We start from the raw sequence: 19,549 nt of genomic DNA, 5'->3' as shown, positions 1-19,549 counted from the left end.
ATGTATGTATTGCATTCACAAAAAAGAAAGCGCATTCGTTAGACGGTATATAAACTTATTTATATACATTTCTCTAACATTACTAATCTTACTCTTATCGATTGCATATGCAGGAGCAGTCATCTGCTTAGCATTTGTCCACTCCCCAGTTCACATTATTTCAGATTAATCTCATGGTTCATCTTATAATTCTTTTTCAAAAATACTGGGCAATCCCATTCACAAACAAGGTCCTTATCCAAGGAAACAACCCAGCCCTTTGTAACATGATACTTTTTTCCATCAACAGTAATAAACACTTCACCGTCTGTCACATAGAAAACTTCCTGTTCTTCTACATGCCACGTTCCTTTATTTGGTTCACCTACCCATGGTTCCCATGTGTTGGCACCTAGTTGCTCTGCTTCTTCTGCTGTAATTTTTTTCGCAAAAAACATGATGATAACCCTCTCTCTTATTAATAATTTTGACGGAATACGTTCCTATACATCTACTGTTTTAACATTGGTATCTGTATTAACATTGATAACCTTTAAACGTTTGAACTCTTTTCTCATAAAGTATATGGCAATGAGAACGCCTGGAATTTCGGCAGCAGGAGCAGCGTACCATACACCTTCTACACCCCAGAATTTCGGGAAAATAAATAGAAACGGTATCATGAACAACAATATTTTGCTAACACTAATAAACGTTGCGGACCAGTTTCTCTCCTGTGATTCAAAATAACCAGAGACAAGCAAGCTAACTGCACTAAGTGTAAACAAACAATTGAATACAACCGTCGTCCAAATGCCCAGTTTTTGCAATTCAGGATTACCACCGGAAAAAAATGACACAATTGGATCTGCAAAAATGATTAATATAGCTGTCACAATTACAAAGAAGGAAACTGTAAAAATGAGTCCCATCTTAATTGCTTGTTTCACACGATCAAGGTTGCCTGCACCGTAATTATAACTAATAATCGGTTGAAGCCCTGTCATCCCACCGAGCGCCGCTAAAGCGAGAAGATTTGTAATGTAACCATTTTGAATCGTGAAAGCTGCAACGTGCAGACCACCTCCGTAGCTTTGCAGTAAATTGTTGGTGAAAATAATTGCAATAAACATCATGAACTGACTAGAGAAAGATGCAAACCCCGTCCAAACTACTTCACCAATCTTCTTAAGATTAATCATCACATCTTTCATTTTTGGCTTCAGTTTTGTTTTACCAAACCAGAAATAAAAGATTAAGAGAACAGGAATCGATTGCGAAATCGTATTAGCCCATGAAGAACCCATCATCCCCATGTCGTACTTCACTACCATAATCCATTCCATAACTCCAGCAACAACTGCTGCGACTAACCAACTGTTCATTGACAATATAGGTTTTTCATCGATATTAGCTAAAATACTTAATACAACGGCCAATATCGTTAATGGCAACGAAATCCATAGTAGTCGGCTATATTGCACCGCATACGGAAGTGCTTCATCACTTGCTCCAAATAGAATCATAATATCAGTTTCAAAGACCAATCCAAGTACAGCTATCAAAGTGGAAAGGAAAAGAGTAAACCATAAAGTTTGTCCCATAATACTTCTAGCTTCTTCTATCTTCCCTTTCCCCATTCGAAGTGAAATGACCGCTCCGGCTCCTATCCCCAAAAGAACCCCAATCATACGGGTAATAACCATGACCGTAAACCCAATTCCGATTCCTTCGATTTCTAGCTCCTGAAAGCCACTGACGAAATAGCCATCAATAACCGATACAACTCCTAGAATTACATTAGCCATAATTCCTGCCAAAGCAAACCGTAAATATAGTAACGGAATACTTTTGGTTCCGAGCACTGAATCATCCACCGACTTATTCATTCCTTCTGGCTTCTCTATGTTCGATGACGGACGGTTGTCCACTATTTTCATGAGCATATCCCCTTACAAATAATTTATATAGCAAGTTAAGCTCAATTAATTCACATACCAACCTACAGGCTTGGCATGCTGGTGGATATTGATTTGCTTCGTTTCCATAAAGTGCTCCAGCCCGGCAACACCTAAAGCCCTACCGATTCCACTTTGCTTATACCCGCCCCAAGGACCTTCAACATAAGCAAGATGATAACTATTAATCCAAGTAATTCCCGCACGCAATTTACTAATGACACGTTTTGCTCGGTCCATATCTTCAGTAAATACAGCACCGGCTAATCCATAAATGGAATCATTCGCTTTTTGGATCGCATCTTCCTCATCTTTAAATTTCTGTACAACAAGGACTGGTCCAAAAATCTCTTCCTTAACAATACGCATATCTGCATTTACATCAGCAAAGATTGTTGGTGCGATAAAAAAACCTCGATCAAGCCCATTTTCTGTTAAACGTTTACCACCACAAACTAATTTTGCACCTTCTTCCATTCCACTCTTTATATAATGTAAAACGTCATTCATATGAGACTCGGTTGTAAGAGCTCCCATTTCGATATTCTCGCTTTCTCCGTTTCCAACTCCAATTTTGTTCGCACGCTCGGCCAATCTTTCAACAAACTTATCATAAATGGTCTCTTGTACAAGCAAACGGGATGCAGCTGAACAAACTTGCCCAGCGTTGTGGAAAATACCAAACATCGCATTATCGACAGCAGTTTCAAAATCCACATCGTCGAACACAATAAGTGGAGATTTCCCCCCTAGTTCCAGTGTAATTTTTTTCATATTGCCCGCGGCTGCTCGCATAATACTTTGACCTGTTTTTGTTCCACCTGTAAAGGCAATTTTGTCAACATCATGGCTCTCTGCAAGCTCATTCCCAACCTTTGAACCAGGTCCCAACACTAAGTTTGCCACTCCGTCTGGAAGCCCAATCTCTTCGATAATTTCAAATAACTTGAATACGCTTACAGGAGTGACGTCAGCAGGTTTAATTACAATTGTATTCCCTGCGGCAAGTGCAGGAGCAATTTGCCAAACAGCTAGCATAAGCGGGAAGTTCCAAGGTACAATCAGTCCACAAACACCAATCGGTTCATGAATAACAATCGTTTCTGAAGAATCATCACGATTGTAAGATTCCTTTTTTATACCTTTAATCAAGTCAGCATAATAGCGGAAGCATTGAACCGATACTGGAATATCTACATAGGTTGTTGCACGAATAACCTTACCGCTATTTGCAGTTTCCAAACGGGCAATTTCAGCTGTCTTCTCTTCAAGACGATCTGCAATCTTATATAGATAATCAGCTCTTTCATCAGCCGATAAATCTGACCAAATTCCGCTGTCAAACGCTTTACGAGCCGCCTTTATTGCTAGTTTCGCATCATCTGCTGATCCATGAGCGGACGTTGCAATAACCTCTTCAGTTGCAGGATTGATAATATTTCGTCTAGCACCCGATAATGCTTCTACCCATTTTCCGTCAATGAACATGTTTATTTCCATAAACACCTCTCCTTTACGCAATAATATCTACCAGCTTGAAACCAATATGTGCTATATTGACCAGCATCGTTTTCTGATTATAGAATGGGAATGATTTGAGACGTTCCTTTTCAAATCGATATCCACCTGCATTCCCCGTAACGATCCATTGTGCCAATAACTTACCAAACAACGTTGAGAGAGACGCGCCGTGGCCTGTATAACCAGTTGCAAAATATGCACCTTCTTTAGATTTACCGATAACCGGGAACGTATCAATTGTCACACCGATAAATCCACCCCACCTGTAATCTATCTTGCTTCCTTCTAGTTTTGGCATTATTTTAACCATAGCATCGTACACACTTTGATAAACGGCATCACCTAAGTTCGGACGAATATCACCACCGCCAAATACGATTCGATTATCTGGTGTACGCCTGAAATAGTAAAGGAAACTACTCGTATCAAAAACCATGCGATCTTTAGGAATGACGCTATTCAAAAGTGTTTCTGAAAGCTGTTCAGTAGCAATAATGCGTGCCGAAATTGGCAGTACGCCTTTATTCAGTTCAGCCATGATTTTTCCAGAGTAACCATCTGTAGCAACAATAATGTCTTTCGCTGTAACAGTACCTTTTTCTGTAACAACTTTCACACTATTTCGGCCGTACTCAATAGATAATGCTTTCGAATGCTCAAAGATTTTTGCACCAATTGATTTCGCTGCTTCTCCCAAACCAATTGCATAGTTCAGTGGTTGGAATGAGTAACTCGAGTTGTCGACTAAGCAACCATAATATTGCGGGGAATCAATTTCTTGATGCAACTGACTTCGATTAAGCACGCTACATTCATATCCAAAATTTTTGTTTAAGTACTCACTTTCATGTTTCAATCCTTCAAAATGTTTGGCTTTGTAAGCTGCCACAATGTGACCTGTCTTCCTAAAATTACAGTTGATTTGATGCTCGTCGATAATGTTTTTAACTAATTCAACACTAAGCAGAGAAAGATCGTTAAGCTGTCTCGCCTCTTCGGCACCATACTTTTTAGCAAGCTCCTGCATCGTTGACTTATAGCCCGGCAATACCATCCCGCCGTTGCGACCGCTTGCGCCATATCCGATTGTTTCCTGCTCAAGGACAATGACACTCTTTCCTAATTTTTGCAAATGATATGCAGAAGAAAGACCTGTGAAACCCGCGCCAATAATGACAACATCCGCCTCTTCATTTCCTTCAAGAGGTTTTCCTTTATCATAGCTGTTTGCAGTCGCTGTCCACAGAGAGAGCGTATCCATTCGATCCATCTTTTCCATAGCTAATCCTTCTCCTTTCGTGACATGTATGTTACAATACAGTCAAAAATATTCGCAATATTCACTCTTATTGAATTAATAATATGATTTGGAGTTTCCTCCAAGTCAATAGTCATTTAAGAGTTTTTTGAATTCATTTTACGAAAAAAGTGGAGTAACTCCACTTTTTTCATCGGAGGGACACATCTATGAAAATTGGTGCATTTGCAAAACTTTTTCATGTTACGACTGATACCGTTCGTTATTACATTGAACTTGGATTATTAATACCAGACAAAAAAAACACCCAGTATCAAATGAACCAATTGTGTTTCGACGACATGGCTTTTATTACCGAGTTGAAAAAATTTCATTTTTCATTGTTAGAAATCCAACGAATTTTATCGTATCGGCGTGTTACAAGCTTCTCGGACCATGAGGATATCGACTACTACAACAACTTGCTCACTGATAAAAAGAACGAACTGACCCAAAAAAAAGAAGACATATCAAAAGCTATCCAATTGATTGAAAAGGCGGTTCAAACCAGTTCGCCTTCATCCAAAGAAGAGAATATTACAGGAATCCCGCTTGACTTTGTAAATCTGCTCTATTGTCCGAAATGCCAAATTCCCCTTGAAATGAAAGATGTAACGATTAAAAAAGTTTACATTCACACGGGAAGTTTAACTTGTACCTGTGGATACGAAGCAGCTATCGAGGAAGGTATTATCATTACCGCGAACTTGTATGAGACGTCTCCTTATCCATCTTATTTTTACGATAAAGAAACGATTAAAGAGATTAATCCCAAAATGATTAACTTATTTGAAAAAATTAATTTTCAATTTCAAAAAGTTCTACAAAATATAGATTTGAAAAACAAATTAATTGTGGAAACAAACGTTGACGCTTTCGTGTCACTACCTAAATATATCGATGTTCTTGAAACGAGCGCATCCTATGTATTCAGTGGCTATTCACTTGAGATGCTCAAGAAGGTTCGAAACAGAATTGAGCGTATGAATCCGAAGCCACGCGTCCTTTATATTTTGAATTCCGATTTAAATTTGCCATTGAAACCGCTTAGCATCGATGTTTTTGTAGATAGTTTTTCAGTAACTGATTTTTCATTGCTCAATCCGCAATTCCCCATTCACGTTCTAAAAAACTATTTACATAACAGTTCAACAATTGTCGGCGGATACTCGTATTATGATAGCTCGGCCAAATCCTTGAAAAACATTTCAGGCTTATATCCAAATTCCAACGAGCATATTTTGTATCCCAAATACTTAGAAGAAAATTTATCAGTCAATGGATTTCAAATTACGCAAAGTGAAAATATCGGTTACTGTACAGATCCAGGACCTTATTTCGATTATCATGTAATAGACGAAAAATTCCACATGCTCCTGTATTTGGCTAGTACGAACAAATAGCATACAAAAAGTATTTGTCCGAAAAGCATGCTAGTTCACAAATGAGTAGCACCTTTGTAGCTAAAATGGTAGTGCGGGTATCAGCACCCGCACTACCATTTTCGATTTGCCAATTTCATTCTACAACGTTTACATATCAATCTTATTTAAATGAATTATAGTCACGGCTCTATAGTTCCTGTCCCAACTCCAAAACTCTATACGTTTAGCATTCTTCGGACTACTATTAGATTTTTTTATTTAGTAAAGGTCTCACAGTACTACCTTTACTAACGAAGACAGCGCAACTCATTTTTATTCGTTCTTCCCAGAAAATATCTCTTCATTCTATCCCCCTCCTAAAATCCCTTTTCCTCCATTGACCAGTCGTAAAAAAAGCCATCCAACTCGAACGAATTGGATGGCCTTATACTATAAAGAAAATGTTCTATTTGTATTACTTCAATTTTCCCTCAAAAACAATTTTTCTACCACACGGTTCAACTACTGTTTTTCCGTCTTTCTTCACTTCATGAAAGATTGGCTCTTCCATACGACGAGACGGGGCGTATCCTTCTTGTTCCATGCGAGCTAAGCAGTCTGTAATTGTTTCGTTTTCGAGTACTTCAAATTTCTTTTTATTAGGTTGTTTTGTCATGCCCTAACCTACTTTCTATTTTTCTTGATGCGAATTGATTCTTCATGTAGATCATATATACCATTGCGAGAATCCCTATTATAATCATAACCGCAATAAAAAAGCTTGTATACTGTATTTTTTCTATAAATACGCCTCCTAATACAGGCCCCATAATACTTCCTAAACTAAAGGCGATTCCAGATAATATATTACCTGCTGGTAGTAAGTGTCTCGGTAATAAATCTGTCATAAATCCAAGTCCTAAAGAGAAGCAAGATCCAATGACCATACCAGCTAACAGCATGCAGGCAAAGACTATCCAGTAATATTGATCAAATACGGCCGCAAGTAGAAAAATGCTCGTACCTATGCTGAACGTCCACGTTAATATACGGTCCCTTCCGTATTTATCACTTAATATACCGAGAGGAATTTGTGTAATAATGCCCCCAACTGCAAACGCTGGCAATAAGAAGGAAACTTCCGATACAGACCACCCTTTACGAAGTGCGTATACTGGTAAGTTACTATTTAACATTGCTTCAAGCACACCGTATGCAAGTGGTCCCAGTAATGCAATCCACCCTAATCCAACAACTTGTTTATAACGAGAAAATGATGATTCACTCTTCACTTCTCTTTCATCTTGTGCTGGGAATGCATTTTTCGTCGGGAGTAGTAAAAGCCAACCTATTAAACAAAGTATAGTAGATATGATAAATGGTGTTGCAAGACCGTACTGAACAGTGCTTGCTAAATACGGACCGACGGCAAAACCAATTCCGAAGAATACACCGTATATCGATACTTGTCTACCTATTTTACTCGGATCCGATGTTGTCGTAATCCACGTTTGCGTTCCAACATGAAGCATATGATCGCCGACTCCAACTAGAAATCTAAGGATAAACCATACCCAAAATGAAAATGTTTGTGTAAAAAAGAATAATGAAATAATAACAAGAAACCCACCAATGACGATAATTGGCTTCATTCCAAACTTTTGCATCGGTTTTTCAAGAAACGGTGAAATAACTAATATCCCAATGTATAATGCCGTCGCATGAATACCATTAATACTTGAACTAACCCCTTCTTGTTCAAAAATCATTGCAATGGCAGGTAAGAGCATCCCCTGTGATAAACCTGAGATTGCCACAATCCCAACCATAATCCAAAAAGTAAAACGCATCGACATCCTGTTCCCTCTCCTTCTCCCGCTTTCCACTTTTCATTATAAACGGTTTCTTCAAATGCGTGTACGAATATTAACAATAAAAAGAAGCTAAAAGAATGAGCCTTTTAGCTTCTTATCCTTCCCAAACTTGTGCTTTCACATTGTAATGAAAATGTTTAAAATATGGATTTTCATAAAATGAAGGGCCATATAAGTACGGATGTGAATGAGCGATTGGTGGCTGCTGTATTTGTAAAGGAACTACAGCTGGTGAAACTTGCAAATACATCGGGCTTATCATTATTTTTGCATATAAGTGATGACTATATGGCGAATGCGCAATTAAAAACGGTTGATGCACTAGTAATCTCCCCTTTTACCTACAAATGTTATAGTATATGCAATACTTTTGCTTTCGGGGACTATTTCTGTTCTAACCAATTCTCTACATGATTTATAAATACATCTAAACAATCAATAAACGGTGAGTGCCCGCAATCTTCTAACACCTGCAACTTTGCATTTGGCAAATGTTTTGCTAATTCCTCACCGACTACTTGCGGTACGACGTAATCCCTGTCACCTTGTATGACGAGTGTAGGAGTTTTAATACGATGAATTTGTTTATTTCCCTCTACCACACCATTATGTTCATCCGAAATATTAAATGTGATGAGCGCATAATTCACATCTACGAAATTACGCTGCGTTAACATATCATCTAAATACTTCTCATAACGATCCGGTTCCGGCTGATTGTGTGTATATATTAATAGATTCCACACTGTACGATAATATAATTTATTCATATTTTTTATCGCATCTAGTACTGGAGCGATTTGTACGGGATCTTGCGCGATTTCTTCTTTCGTCTTTACTAAACTTGATACGATCGGTTCCCCGTTAATATCTTTTTTAAAGATTGGATAGCCTTTCATCCCTACTGATTCTACTAAAATTAACTTTTCTACAAAAGTTGGGTGATTCGCTGTAAATTGCATCGCAACACCACCGCCCATTGACCATCCCATTAACGAAAACTTCTCTAGCTTTAATTGATCGATAAATAATTTTACATCTTCTGCGAAGTCTTGTAATGAATCTATCGACTTATTATACGTCGATTGTCCAAATCCTCTTAAATCAAGAGCGTAAATATGGTATTGATTTTGCAACTTTTCGATAACTAAATCAAAGTGTTGTGACGATGTCATGTTCCCGTGAATGAGTACGAGAGTTTCTGTATTTCGCCTTCCAACTTCCTGATACGCAATCGTTTCTCCATTCGATAGTGAAACAAACTCCATTGTTGCAGGCTTAATCATCACAAGTTCCCCCATTCTTTTTAATAGAAAGAAAATTCTTTATATAATTAAAGAATAACACACAGAATATATGTTCTCAACATAAAACCTATGCGAAATTTTTACATAAAACAAAATGCCTATTACTAGACAACTATAATAAAAAAAGATATAGTTAGCTAGGTAACTAATTTGAAAGGATCAAAATATATGGACGAAAAACAACATTTTTTTCACATCGTCAGCCAGACTTCTCGAAAGTTTACGAAGAAATTTAATGAACGCGTATCTCCAACTGGGTTATTTAGTGCGCAGTGGGCTGTTATTTTTCGCATTAATCAAACCGGTTCTTGTACACAAACAGAATTATGCCAGTATTTAAATGTTGAATCACCAACGATGACTCGTACGTTGACACGTATGGAAACGATGGGCTGGATTATTCGTACAGAAGGAAAAGATCGCCGTGAGAAGCTTATTTCTTTATCCGAAACAGCTATAAAAATGATTCCAGTATGGCAAGAAGAAGTGGATACTTTCGAAGAAAAGACGCTAGATGGTATTAACGAAGATGACTTACATCAAGCATTTCAAGTGTTACAACAAATTATTAAAAACTTAGATTAAATTGGAGGGATGACGATGCAAAGTGAAAAACTTTGGACGAAGGATTTCCTCGGAACTTGTTTTAGTAGTCTATTTCTCTTTTTAACATTCTATATGCTTATGACTACTTTACCTGTCTATGTAATAGACGGCCTAAAAGGAAGACCTGAGGAAATTGGTTTAGTTGCAACTGTTTTTCTTATTTCTTCTGTTTTATGTAGACCATTTACAGGAAAATGGCTCGATGACTTAGGAAGAAAGAAAATATTATTTATTTCACTTTCATTATTTTTAGCCGCTACTGTTATGTATTTCGGTGCGCAAAGTTTATTTTTATTACTTGCCCTTCGCTTCTTACATGGTATTGGCTTTGGGATGGCGACGACAGCAACTGGTACGATTGTAACTGATGTTGCGCCAGCTCATAGACGAGGCGAAGCACTTGCTTATTTCGGCGTATTTATGAGTCTGCCGATGGTAATTGGTCCTTTTTTAGGTTTAACAATTATTTCTCATTTTTCGTTTACTGTACTATTTATCGTTTGTTCCGTATTTTCATTACTTGCATTTTTATTAGGATTACTTGTAAATATTCCACATGAAGCACCAGTGAAAAAACAAAAACGAGAAAAAATGAAGTGGAAAGATTTAATTGAACCATCTTCTATTCCAATCGCTCTGACAGGATTTGTTTTAGCCTTTTCTTATAGTGGTATTTTATCCTTTATTCCTATATATGCGAAAGAGCTCGGTTTAGCCGATATTGCAAGTTATTTCTTCATTGTATACGCACTTGTTGTTGTAATTTCTCGTCCATTTACAGGAAAGATTTTTGACCGCTACGGCGAAAACGTACTTGTTTATCCAGCTATTATTATTTTCACAATTGGGATGTTCGCATTAAGTCAAGCGCAAACTCCATTTTGGTTCCTAAGCGCAGGTGTATTAATCGGTTTAGGTTATGGAACATTAATTCCAAGTTTCCAAACGATTGCAATTTCTGCGGCGCCAAATCATCGACGTGGTTCTGCGACAGCTACGTACTTCTCATTCTTTGATAGTGGTATTGGCTTTGGTTCTTTCATTTTAGGTATTGTCGCAGCGAAATCAAGTTATCATAATATGTATTTTATCGCAGCTATTATCGTTGCGTTCACTTTACTTCTATATTATGGATTACACGGTCGAAAACAAAAATTCAAGAAACAACGTACAGACGGACAAATTTCCGCTTAACGTTAATAAGGAAAGTAAACTTCCCCGTTTACTTTCCTTATTTTGTATTTCTTTCAAGACGAGCGTATACTTATAGTAGCAAATAAAGGAGGGACCTATATGAAACTAAAAAAATCTCCCCTACTCTTACTTATACTAACATGCATATTTGTAATTACAGGGCTTGGTTTTACATACTTCAAACATAATAAAACAACCCCATCAAAAAATAACGTGACAAAGGAGAATTGGTTAGATGATCCTTACTTACGTTGGTCGTACACACATATGAAAGAATTCACTTTAATTAATGAAGTCAAAAACAATCCCGACCAAGTGGCTCACTTCCCTACTGCATTACAAAAATTAGATGATTTTGCAGCGGAGCGTGGATTTGGAACTACGACTCCTTTAAGAAAACTTTTAGACGATAACAAAACAGATGCTTTTGTCGTTGTACATAATGGGCAACTTGTATATGAACGATATTTCAATGGATATAACGAGAGTGAACCGCATGGTATGGCTTCATTAGCAAAGGTCTTTACTGGGGCAATGATACAATCTCTCGCTGAAGAAAATCGTATCGATTTAGAGAAAACAGCTGACACTTATATAAAAGAATTAAACAATACACCGTTCGGTAAAGCTACACTCCAGCAATTAATGGACATGCAAGTTTCTATAGAGTACCCTACTCATGGATATGAACATCCAGCGTTAGAAAATCAAGATGCACAACTATATTTAGCGAGCAATATTTTACCCCGAGGTAAAAACTACGACGGTCCGATGAAAATTTATGATATGTTACGAGAAGCAGAAGAAACTGCACCGCCTGGTTCCGGTTTTTCTTACGATAACGGATCAGCGGAAACACTCGCTTGGGTTATTCGAACTATCACTGGTAAATCATTAGCTGAAAATGTTAGCGAACGAATATGGTCTCAAATTGGTATGGAAGAAAATGCGTATTACGTTACAGACGAAACAAAAGTAGAACAAGCAAGCGCTGGTTTAAATGCAACTGCTAGAGATATGGCAAGATTCGGTCAACTACTATTAAATAACGGGGAATATAACGGAAAACAAATCATCCCTTCCTCCATTACAGAAAGTGTGGAAAATGTACAAGAAGGTGAACTCGCAATTGGCAATGGCGCTTCTATTTCTTATCATAATCAATGGTGGATTCCGCACAATGAACAAGGTGCTTTCGAAGTGTTAGGCAGTTACGGACAAACGCTTTATATCGATCCGAAAGCAAATATGGTAATCGTCCACTTCTCTTCTAATGCTACACCTAGTAATGAAATACATTCGATTTATTCCGATATGTATGTTGATATTGCCCATCATTTGGAGAAGCTTTCACAGTAGTGGAAGCAGGAGTTTAAGCCTTACATGAATGACTATTTGGTTGAACAATCGATCTATTGTGCTGAAACGTCAATATAGTAAAAAAGGATCTCTCTTTATCAAGAGAGATCCTTTTTTTACTTCTTCTTCTTTTCTGTCGGTTGGCTTTGTTTAGCGAAATTAGATGAATCATCGAAATTTGGTTGCTTTTTACCAGCATTATTACTTCTACCTTTTCCCATATGTAATGCACCTCCCCCCTCCTTACTATTCCCAATAAAAAAATCCTCTTGCATCCAAAAGGATTTTTTGTTGTGCTATTATTAATAATGCCCAACTGTTACTGCAGTACTTCCAATACGGTCCTATCCTAACTTTTAACCATGGTGTTGATCGTGGCATCAAGCCTATGATTATCTATCCGTCTTGGCGTTTTTCTTTAAACGATACCCTAGTCTTCGATCGCTTGGTAGGCCGTGGTCCAGAAGTCTTGGATAAGATGCGATGGGGCCGGAGTGGACATCCCAACCTGGGTGAACAGAATTCCAATAAACTGTTTATCTGGATCAGCGTAAGCTGAAGTGCCGGTTCCGCCATCCCAGCCGAATTGACCGATAGACGCGTAGTCTCCAAGATAGGTACGCACCGCCATCCCAAAGCCCCAGCCACCTTGGATCCCTTGTCCGAATGACAAATGGACGTTATTTTTGGCCAAATCGTCTCGGTATACTTGTTGTTCAGGAGTAAGACGGTTGGTGGTCATCAGCTGGACTGCGGGCCTAGACAGGATCCGTTTAGTACCGTGCATCCCTTTATTCAAAAGCATCTGCAAATACGCGTGATAATCGTCGACGGTTCCAAGCAGTCCACCACCGCCTGCTTCGAATGCTGGAGGTTTGCTGTAACGTCCGCCCACACCTTCATCCCACACGACGAATTCACCTGTCTGCGGATCCGGGTTGAAGGCTGGTGGAAGCCGGTCAATCTTGAGCTGAGGTACGTAGAATCCAGTGTCCTTCATTCCTAGCGGATCGAATATGCGTTCGCGCAAGAACGACTCGAACGTCTGACCCGTGACCCTGGCAACAAGAACGCCGATTACTTCTAAACTGATATGATACTGCCACCGCTCTCCGGGCTGATAGCTTAGCGGAAGTGCACCTAGGCGACGCATAAACTCATCTGGATCGGGCATATCCTGCCCTGGCGTGTCGAATATCCCACTCTCGAAGAACGCGTTCATGATGGGAGAACCCATCAACGTGAGATCCACTCCGAGCCCGAATGTGGAGGTCAACAAGTCTCGTACAGTGATAGGACGCCGTGCTGGGACGGTCTCTTCTAGCCGGCCATCGGGCTGTTTCAACACTTGCCGGTCGGCGAGTTCCGGTAGCCATTTGTCTACTGGGTCGTCTAAATGCAGTTTGCACTCATCGAGCAAAACCATTACTGGTGAAACTGCGATTGGCTTGCTAGTGGACGCCAATCGAAAAATCGTGTCCCGACGCATTGGTGCACCGCCATCATGCCTCATTGTTCCAAGCGCTTCGACGTGCGTCTCGCCGTTTCGGCTGACTAAGGCGACGAGCCCAGGAATCTTTCCAGAATCGACATGCCGCGCCAATACATTGCGCATTTTGCGCAATCCTGTTTCAGAAAAGCCCTTATTGTTTTGTCCCATTTTGTTCTCCTTTAGTTTAGATTGAGATTTCTAATACATATTGACAATCAATTATTAGTTCTTCAAATAGAAAAATTCCCCTTTTTAATAATTTCGACAAAATGCATTTATATACATGGAGGCACCATGCATCACTATCAACCTAAGATAGGCTACATTTATGGGGATTTAATAATGGAGAATGCGATCATTAAAAACATTGATACATCCATTTAAAAATATGATTACAAAATTTGCGAATTGATTATGATACATCTAAAAACACCGATATATTTTCAAACAAGTAAAAAAGCGCCCTGTAAACAGGGCGCTTCGTTCCAACCTAATGACTAATATTAGCAGTTGGGTATAATGTCGTTCCTCCAATTGAAACCTTTATTTCATTTGTTAATGGAACATTTTGTTCATTAATAATTGTTCTCCACCATTCCCATGCAAGACCTGTACATTCTCTCGCTACGACTTTTACATTTTTTGAATTCGGTGGAAGTGGTATAACTGTAGAGAAGTGAGCCGTTTTATCTCTGCCGCTTCCTTCCCAAGTTTTATGTGTTAGTACTTCTTTCCCATTTTGATCATATGAGAATTCATCCCAAGATACATCAAATTGAGCAACATATGCACCGTAATGATCAAGCGTCATTTTCGCACTTGAATATTCTGTAGTTGTAGTCTCAACATAATCTGTATTGTTATGAACAGCAGCAGTTGCATTATCTTTTAAGAAAGTGCTCGTATATGAAATTGGGTATGCTGGATTTTTTTTACTTAACTCTGCATTATCTTTAATGATATTTCGGATTTCATTAAAATCTTTTGTAACAACCTTGTTATGCTCTTTTGCATCTCCGCCTAATACTACAGCGGTAAAGGTACTTTCTTCAAAAATATCTTTGTACTGTCCACTCGTTTCGACGCTGTTATTTTTAAGTAACGCTTTAAAAGCAGCTTGTACATCTTTGCTCTTAGATGTTGTTTCTAATTTCACATAAATGGTTCTGCCATAGGCTACATTTGACACCATAACAGGCGGAGCCGCATTACTTATCCCTTTACGAGTTAACTCACCGAAAGTAACACTATTATCAAAAAGATCGGATGGATTGTTAGGTAGTTCAGCACTTACGGTATAAAATATTTGCTTATATGCCGCAACCATCACTTTTTTCTCTCCATTTGCAACGGCATTAAAGTCAATGTTTAGACTGTTATCAAGATATTTAGCGTTGACATTAAGAGCACTTGCGATTTGTGATTTACTATACACCATGGACTCTGTATACTGCATTCTTGCAGGTAACGAATGTGTTGATGCATACTTCTCATTCCAAGTAGATACTAAATCATCTACTGCTCCAGACACATTACCATATGTCGGATTCTGGACAGATATCGTATTTTCTTTCCTCATTCCAGGTAAGTCTATACTAATATTTAAAGGTTTTCTCTTAGCCACTAATAAACTAGGTTGATTATCGGCAAAAGCTTTATTTGCAAGTTGTACTGCTCCTGGATACGTACGATTAGCTACAGAATCAATAATGGAAATATCGACCGGTGACGTTGTAAGTGATTTTTTTTCACGCTCAACTACTACAAATTTACCATTTGAATTGATACTTTCTTTCGGAACAAAACTCTCTACTTTATCACCATTTACTGCTAAAATATCTCTACTATCATACTTTAAATTTGCTATACCATTATTAATGTCACTAGCATTTTTTGTTGCATCAGTTGCATTACCTGTTTGCGTTTCCGCGAAAGAAATAGATGAATAATGAATAGTGCATAAACTAACTAATACACATGCTAGGAATTTTATTTTTTTATTATTTTTCTTAATTTTCAGAAAAATCACCCCGTTCTTTTTTTATATTAAATATGATAATGATTGCTAATTAATAAACTTACATAAATGCTTTTAAAAGTTCTTGAACTAACGGAATTACCCCACCTAAAAATTTCAAAACTGCCATTGCGATTTCCATATTGCTTCCTCCTCTTTGTTGTATTAAAGATGTGTTGAATATTTATGTCTTCATTATAATAAGCTTTTACATTTGCATCAATTCATTTTTATATGCAATATTACATATTGGAGGAAGAACATTTTTTTGCTAGATTGATGATGGAATAGAACCATATGCCCATCACCCTGAAGTTTTGGTGTCCCCCACAACGATAAAAACAAATCACTTCATGTGACACCTAAATCCAACGTTAAGATTAGTGCACAATTTAATAGAACTTGGAGATAATAGTGTCTAGTATTCAGCAAATGATTTTGAAACAAACAGGCGCACAATATTAGCCATTGTGGGATAAACAGCATAAGTGAATCACTTTATTTTGAAGCTCCTCTAGTTATGCTCCCTTTAATAAATGATCAGCACACAATCGCTGGACGAGTATACGAACTTGGTGCAGGGTTTATGTTACATATTCAGCAATTATCGGTCGAGGATTTAAAACATGCCGTCAATGGGGTGTTGCAGAGCCCTTTTTAACTAAGGTGCTAGTCTGACAAATTCATCTATAAATTCCATAATCAAAGCATAAATGATAAGACTTATAGGTAATACATTTACAACTAAAGCGAAAATTCTTTTACTTAATTTCTCTGTGCTGAACATTGAAAGAATGCTTACAGGTACACTAAATATAGAAAGATAGAATGTGAGTAATACTAACATTCTTATCATATAATTTCCACTATCGTCTACACTACTTAATAAATTGTAAATTGGTAAGATAATAATCGTAGCAATCGCTGTCACAGAGGATATTTTAGTAAATACATTCAAATTTCTCCTTACCAATCCTTTCACCTCTCTTTTATATTCATTACAATGCTCCTATAAGTTCATTCATTTTTTTACAGGTAGAAATAAGCATTTGCTCCATTCGTTCCTCTTATATTGAAAGGCATGTAGTACTCCCCCTCTTAAAAATATTTCAAATCAAAATGAAAAAACGTTTTGAAATATAAATTCAATCTATCAATACATTACAACAAAAATCTATAAATATCAGAATTTTCTATTTATTAAAGGTTATCCTCCAAACAACCTCGAACATTGTAAGAAACATACATAAGGAGGTTGATCTATTTTGTTTCGTTCCTTTACAAATGGTTGCGTCGCCTTAGTGCAACGTTTCTTGCCAGAACCGTTTATTTTATCATGTTTATTAACTGTTTTTGTTATCTTCTTCGGCATGTTTGCAACTCACCAAACACCGGTCGAAATGATTAATCATTGGGGTAATGGCATTTGGGGACTTCTCGCCTTTTCTATGCAAATGGCACTAGTACTTGTCACTGGATCTGCTTTAGCGAACGCTCCTCTTATTAAAAAGGGGTTAACGAAAGCTGCCAGGCTACCGAAAACGAATGGCCAAGGTATTATTGCCATTTCAATTGTAAGTTTACTTGGTGCATACATAAACTGGGGATTTGGTATTGTTGTATCTGTTTTATATGCAAAAGAAGTTGCAAGACAACTTGAAGGATTAGATTACAGATTAGCAATTGCTTCTTCTTACTCTGGATTTCTCATTTGGCATGCGGGTCTTTCCGCTTCTATCCCTCTTACGTTAGCTACTGGCGGTGAAACGTTAATTAAAACGACAGCTGGAAGTATTAAAGAAGCGATTCCAATAACAGAAACGTTATTCTCACCATACGCTCTCGTTCCAGTTATTATCTTTCTCATTACGATGCCACTCATTAACCGGGCAATGCATCCCGATGAAAAACATACGGTAACAGTAGATCCTAGCGTATTTCATGAAGAAGCTGCTGCTCAAGAAGTAGAGCCAAAAACACTCGCTGAAAAAATGGAAAATAGCATCATTATTACACTTTGCGTTGGATTATTAGGTCTCATTTATATTTTCAATTACTTTTATACGAAAGGTTTTAACCTTACACTCGATATCGTTATTTTTATGTTATTAATTGCTGGTCTTATTTTTCACCGGACTCCGATTCAATATATTCGCGCATTTTCAGACTCTACAAAAAGTGCTTCTGGCATTCTACTTCAGTTTCCTTTTTACGCAGGAATTATGGGTATGATGATTGGAGTAAATAGTGAAGGACTTTCTCTTGGAGGAGCTATTTCTAATTTCTTTATTAGTATTTCAAACGAAACGACTTTCCCGCTCTTTACTTTTTTAAGTGCTGGCATCGTTAATATTTTTGTTCCATCTGGTGGCGGTCAATGGGCTGTACAAGCACCCATTATGATTCCAGCTGGTGCTGAACTTGGTGTACCTGCTGCAAAAACAGCGATGGCAATTGCGTGGGGCGATGCTTGGACGAATTTAATTCAACCTTTCTGGGCATTACCGGCATTAGCGATAGCTGGTTTAGGTGCTCGTGATATTATGGGATTTTGCGTTGTGAACTTACTATATGCAGGTTTTATCATTAGTCTATGCTTCTTATTTATTTAAACGAAAAGCTAGTTTTATACTAGCTTTTTTACATAATAAATCACTTATTTCCCATGCAATTTACAATCGTTTCCCACTCTATATCGGTAAGATGTAATGCCTCAAATGCAAAAAAATCTTCACATATCTTTTCAATCAGATATGGATTTTCCCTCAAGAAATTCCACTGTAACGCTTTAGGAAGAAAATACGTTTCATACTCTTTACTTCCTCTTACTACCTCATCGACTTCTCTTTCACAAATCCCTCTTATTAAATAATCATTTCTTAATTGGATCTTCATTTGTTGAAACGTTTCACTATATTTCTTCAATTGGATTAAGCAATTAATATAGGTACGAAAAAGTTCGTTATCATACTGACAACAATTTATAATACGATCAATTTCATTCATAATGTACGAGCCTTTTCTTCTATTTGTAATAACCACTTTTCCCGCTTCTCTCGTTTACTCGTTTTCACAGATTGAAAAACAGATCGTTTTATATCGCGAATGCCGCAAAAACGTAACACACCTCTCTTCATCATAATCCAATCTGCTGATCGATATAATAGGGCGACGTACCATAACGGTGAATCTAACGTATTAATTACCCACGCCTTCTTTCCTTTCAATAAGCCCTTCGGCAAGGCACCTTCATATTTATAAGCAAATCCAGCTACGAAAATGCGATCAATAAACCCTTTTAAAATAGCAGGCATCCCCCACCACCATATCGGATATATGAATAAAAGAGTATCTGCTTCTGCCACTAACGTTCTGTACCAAGCTGTTTCTTCTTCATTTACTAAATCACGTCTTTTTTTCTCTTCATTAAATACAAGGACTGGATCAAATTGTTCCTTATATAAATCAAGTACCGTAACCGAATGATTTGTTTCTTGTAATCCTTTTTGCACATGCTTTAAAATCGCCGCGTTAAAACTGGAAGGACTAGGATGAGCGTATACAATTAGTACATTCACTAC

The 19,549-nt window shown here is 37.7% G+C and carries 18 protein-coding genes; 6 read left to right on the top strand and 12 right to left on the bottom strand.

Annotated features, from left to right (window positions below):
* Positions 1-155 precede the first annotated feature (155 nt).
* The 4 genes from JDS81_RS09080 to JDS81_RS09065 are packed head-to-tail and all read right to left on the bottom strand — an operon-like array spanning position 156 to position 4,737.
* Positions 156-437 (bottom strand): cupin domain-containing protein, encoded by a 282-nt coding sequence (locus JDS81_RS09080; protein WP_000464526.1) that lies wholly within the window; start codon positions 435-437, stop codon positions 156-158.
* 45 nt (positions 438-482) lie between these two features.
* Positions 483-1,919 carry an MATE family efflux transporter gene (locus JDS81_RS09075; protein WP_097954618.1) on the bottom strand — a complete coding sequence of 479 codons (1,437 nt, stop codon included), beginning with the start codon at positions 1,917-1,919 and terminating at the stop codon, positions 483-485.
* A 45-nt stretch (positions 1,920-1,964) separates the two neighbouring features.
* Positions 1,965-3,437: an aldehyde dehydrogenase family protein gene (locus JDS81_RS09070; protein ID WP_097954619.1), complete on the bottom strand. Its 1,473-nt coding sequence runs from the start codon at positions 3,435-3,437 to the stop codon at positions 1,965-1,967.
* 13 nt (positions 3,438-3,450) lie between these two features.
* Positions 3,451-4,737 (bottom strand): NAD(P)/FAD-dependent oxidoreductase, encoded by a 1,287-nt coding sequence (locus JDS81_RS09065; RefSeq protein WP_000413844.1) that lies wholly within the window; start codon positions 4,735-4,737, stop codon positions 3,451-3,453.
* A gap of 188 nt (positions 4,738-4,925) precedes the next feature.
* On the opposite strand from JDS81_RS09065, the gene JDS81_RS09060 reads away from it, so the two are divergent.
* On the top strand, positions 4,926-6,158 hold the full coding sequence (locus tag JDS81_RS09060; RefSeq protein WP_097954620.1) for a MerR family transcriptional regulator: 1,233 nt from the start codon (positions 4,926-4,928) through the stop codon (positions 6,156-6,158).
* Positions 6,159-6,594: 436 nt separating this feature from the next.
* Here JDS81_RS09060 and JDS81_RS09055 read toward each other — a convergent pair whose 3' ends face one another.
* The 4 genes from JDS81_RS09055 to phaZ all read right to left on the bottom strand — a co-directional run bounded on the left by JDS81_RS09055 (position 6,595) and on the right by phaZ (position 9,279).
* Entirely contained in the window at positions 6,595-6,795 is a 201-nt protein-coding gene (locus JDS81_RS09055) for an NETI motif-containing protein (protein ID WP_000166303.1), read from the bottom strand.
* Positions 6,779-7,975 carry an MFS transporter gene (locus tag JDS81_RS09050; RefSeq protein WP_000062786.1) on the bottom strand — a complete coding sequence of 399 codons (1,197 nt, stop codon included), beginning with the start codon at positions 7,973-7,975 and terminating at the stop codon, positions 6,779-6,781. The genes JDS81_RS09055 and JDS81_RS09050 overlap by 17 nt, the downstream gene beginning before the upstream one ends.
* A gap of 112 nt (positions 7,976-8,087) precedes the next feature.
* Positions 8,088-8,315: a hypothetical protein gene (locus tag JDS81_RS09045; RefSeq protein ID WP_097954621.1), complete on the bottom strand. Its 228-nt coding sequence runs from the start codon at positions 8,313-8,315 to the stop codon at positions 8,088-8,090.
* 61 nt (positions 8,316-8,376) lie between these two features.
* Positions 8,377-9,279 carry an intracellular short-chain-length polyhydroxyalkanoate depolymerase gene (gene phaZ, locus JDS81_RS09040; RefSeq protein ID WP_097855306.1) on the bottom strand — a complete coding sequence of 301 codons (903 nt, stop codon included), beginning with the start codon at positions 9,277-9,279 and terminating at the stop codon, positions 8,377-8,379.
* 189 nt (positions 9,280-9,468) lie between these two features.
* Between phaZ and JDS81_RS09035 the strand changes: the two genes are divergently transcribed.
* The 3 genes from JDS81_RS09035 (at position 9,469) to JDS81_RS09025 (ending at position 12,459) form a co-directional block, all read left to right on the top strand.
* The gene (locus JDS81_RS09035) at positions 9,469-9,885 is read left to right on the top strand and encodes a MarR family winged helix-turn-helix transcriptional regulator (RefSeq protein ID WP_000343676.1); all 417 of its coding nucleotides are present in this window, start codon (positions 9,469-9,471) and stop codon (positions 9,883-9,885) included.
* Positions 9,886-9,900: 15 nt separating this feature from the next.
* Positions 9,901-11,100, top strand: coding sequence for an MFS transporter (locus JDS81_RS09030; protein WP_001190344.1), 1,200 nt, complete (start codon positions 9,901-9,903; stop codon positions 11,098-11,100).
* Positions 11,101-11,199: 99 nt separating this feature from the next.
* Positions 11,200-12,459, top strand: a complete 1,260-nt coding sequence (locus JDS81_RS09025) for a serine hydrolase domain-containing protein (RefSeq protein ID WP_097954622.1) — start codon at positions 11,200-11,202, stop codon at positions 12,457-12,459.
* 430 nt (positions 12,460-12,889) lie between these two features.
* Here the strand turns inward: JDS81_RS09025 and JDS81_RS09020 are convergent, their stop codons facing one another.
* Together JDS81_RS09020 and alo are read right to left on the bottom strand one after the other, a co-directional pair.
* Entirely contained in the window at positions 12,890-14,119 is a 1,230-nt protein-coding gene (locus JDS81_RS09020; RefSeq protein WP_097954624.1) for a serine hydrolase domain-containing protein, read from the bottom strand.
* Between the two features lie 322 nt (positions 14,120-14,441).
* Positions 14,442-15,980, bottom strand: coding sequence for an anthrolysin O/cereolysin O family cholesterol-dependent cytolysin Alo (gene alo, locus JDS81_RS09015; protein ID WP_098056341.1), 1,539 nt, complete (start codon positions 15,978-15,980; stop codon positions 14,442-14,444).
* Positions 15,981-16,428: 448 nt separating this feature from the next.
* On the opposite strand from alo, the gene JDS81_RS09010 reads away from it, so the two are divergent.
* Positions 16,429-16,629: a glycosyltransferase gene (locus JDS81_RS09010; protein WP_195755606.1), complete on the top strand. Its 201-nt coding sequence runs from the start codon at positions 16,429-16,431 to the stop codon at positions 16,627-16,629.
* A 604-nt stretch (positions 16,630-17,233) separates the two neighbouring features.
* Entirely contained in the window at positions 17,234-18,580 is a 1,347-nt protein-coding gene (locus JDS81_RS09005) for a short-chain fatty acid transporter (RefSeq protein WP_097955170.1), read from the top strand.
* Positions 18,581-18,620: 40 nt separating this feature from the next.
* On the opposite strand, the gene JDS81_RS09000 is transcribed toward JDS81_RS09005, so the two are convergent.
* Positions 18,621-18,974 (bottom strand): hypothetical protein, encoded by a 354-nt coding sequence (locus tag JDS81_RS09000; protein WP_001002312.1) that lies wholly within the window; start codon positions 18,972-18,974, stop codon positions 18,621-18,623.
* Positions 18,971-19,546, bottom strand: a complete 576-nt coding sequence (locus tag JDS81_RS08995; RefSeq protein ID WP_001101665.1) for an NAD(P)H-dependent oxidoreductase — start codon at positions 19,544-19,546, stop codon at positions 18,971-18,973. Before JDS81_RS08995 ends, JDS81_RS09000 begins: the two co-directional genes overlap by 4 nt.
* Positions 19,547-19,549: the final 3 nt, after the last annotated feature.

Origin of the sequence: Bacillus cereus group sp. N31 (assembly GCF_016483245.1) — a bacterium.
Lineage (GTDB): Bacteria > Bacillota > Bacilli > Bacillales > Bacillaceae_G > Bacillus_A > Bacillus_A toyonensis.
This window is presented reverse-complemented; position numbering and strand designations above follow the sequence as displayed.

Excerpts from the sequence above, each read along its gene's own strand:
- JDS81_RS09080 (WP_000464526.1), bottom strand. The coding sequence starts at position 437 with ATGTTTTTTGCGAAAAAAATTACAGCAGAAGAAGCAGAGCAACTAGGT.
- JDS81_RS09075 (WP_097954618.1), bottom strand. The coding sequence starts at position 1,919 with ATGAAAATAGTGGACAACCGTCCGTCATCGAACATAGAGAAGCCAGAA.
- JDS81_RS09070 (WP_097954619.1), bottom strand. The coding sequence starts at position 3,437 with ATGGAAATAAACATGTTCATTGACGGAAAATGGGTAGAAGCATTATCG.
- JDS81_RS09065 (WP_000413844.1), bottom strand. The coding sequence starts at position 4,737 with ATGGAAAAGATGGATCGAATGGATACGCTCTCTCTGTGGACAGCGACT.
- JDS81_RS09060 (WP_097954620.1), top strand. The coding sequence starts at position 4,926 with ATGAAAATTGGTGCATTTGCAAAACTTTTTCATGTTACGACTGATACC.
- JDS81_RS09055 (WP_000166303.1), bottom strand. The coding sequence starts at position 6,795 with ATGACAAAACAACCTAATAAAAAGAAATTTGAAGTACTCGAAAACGAA.
- JDS81_RS09050 (WP_000062786.1), bottom strand. The coding sequence starts at position 7,975 with ATGTCGATGCGTTTTACTTTTTGGATTATGGTTGGGATTGTGGCAATC.
- phaZ (WP_097855306.1), bottom strand. The coding sequence starts at position 9,279 with ATGATTAAGCCTGCAACAATGGAGTTTGTTTCACTATCGAATGGAGAA.
- JDS81_RS09035 (WP_000343676.1), top strand. The coding sequence starts at position 9,469 with ATGGACGAAAAACAACATTTTTTTCACATCGTCAGCCAGACTTCTCGA.
- JDS81_RS09030 (WP_001190344.1), top strand. The coding sequence starts at position 9,901 with ATGCAAAGTGAAAAACTTTGGACGAAGGATTTCCTCGGAACTTGTTTT.
- JDS81_RS09025 (WP_097954622.1), top strand. The coding sequence starts at position 11,200 with ATGAAACTAAAAAAATCTCCCCTACTCTTACTTATACTAACATGCATA.
- JDS81_RS09020 (WP_097954624.1), bottom strand. The coding sequence starts at position 14,119 with ATGGGACAAAACAATAAGGGCTTTTCTGAAACAGGATTGCGCAAAATG.
- JDS81_RS09000 (WP_001002312.1), bottom strand. The coding sequence starts at position 18,974 with ATGAATGAAATTGATCGTATTATAAATTGTTGTCAGTATGATAACGAA.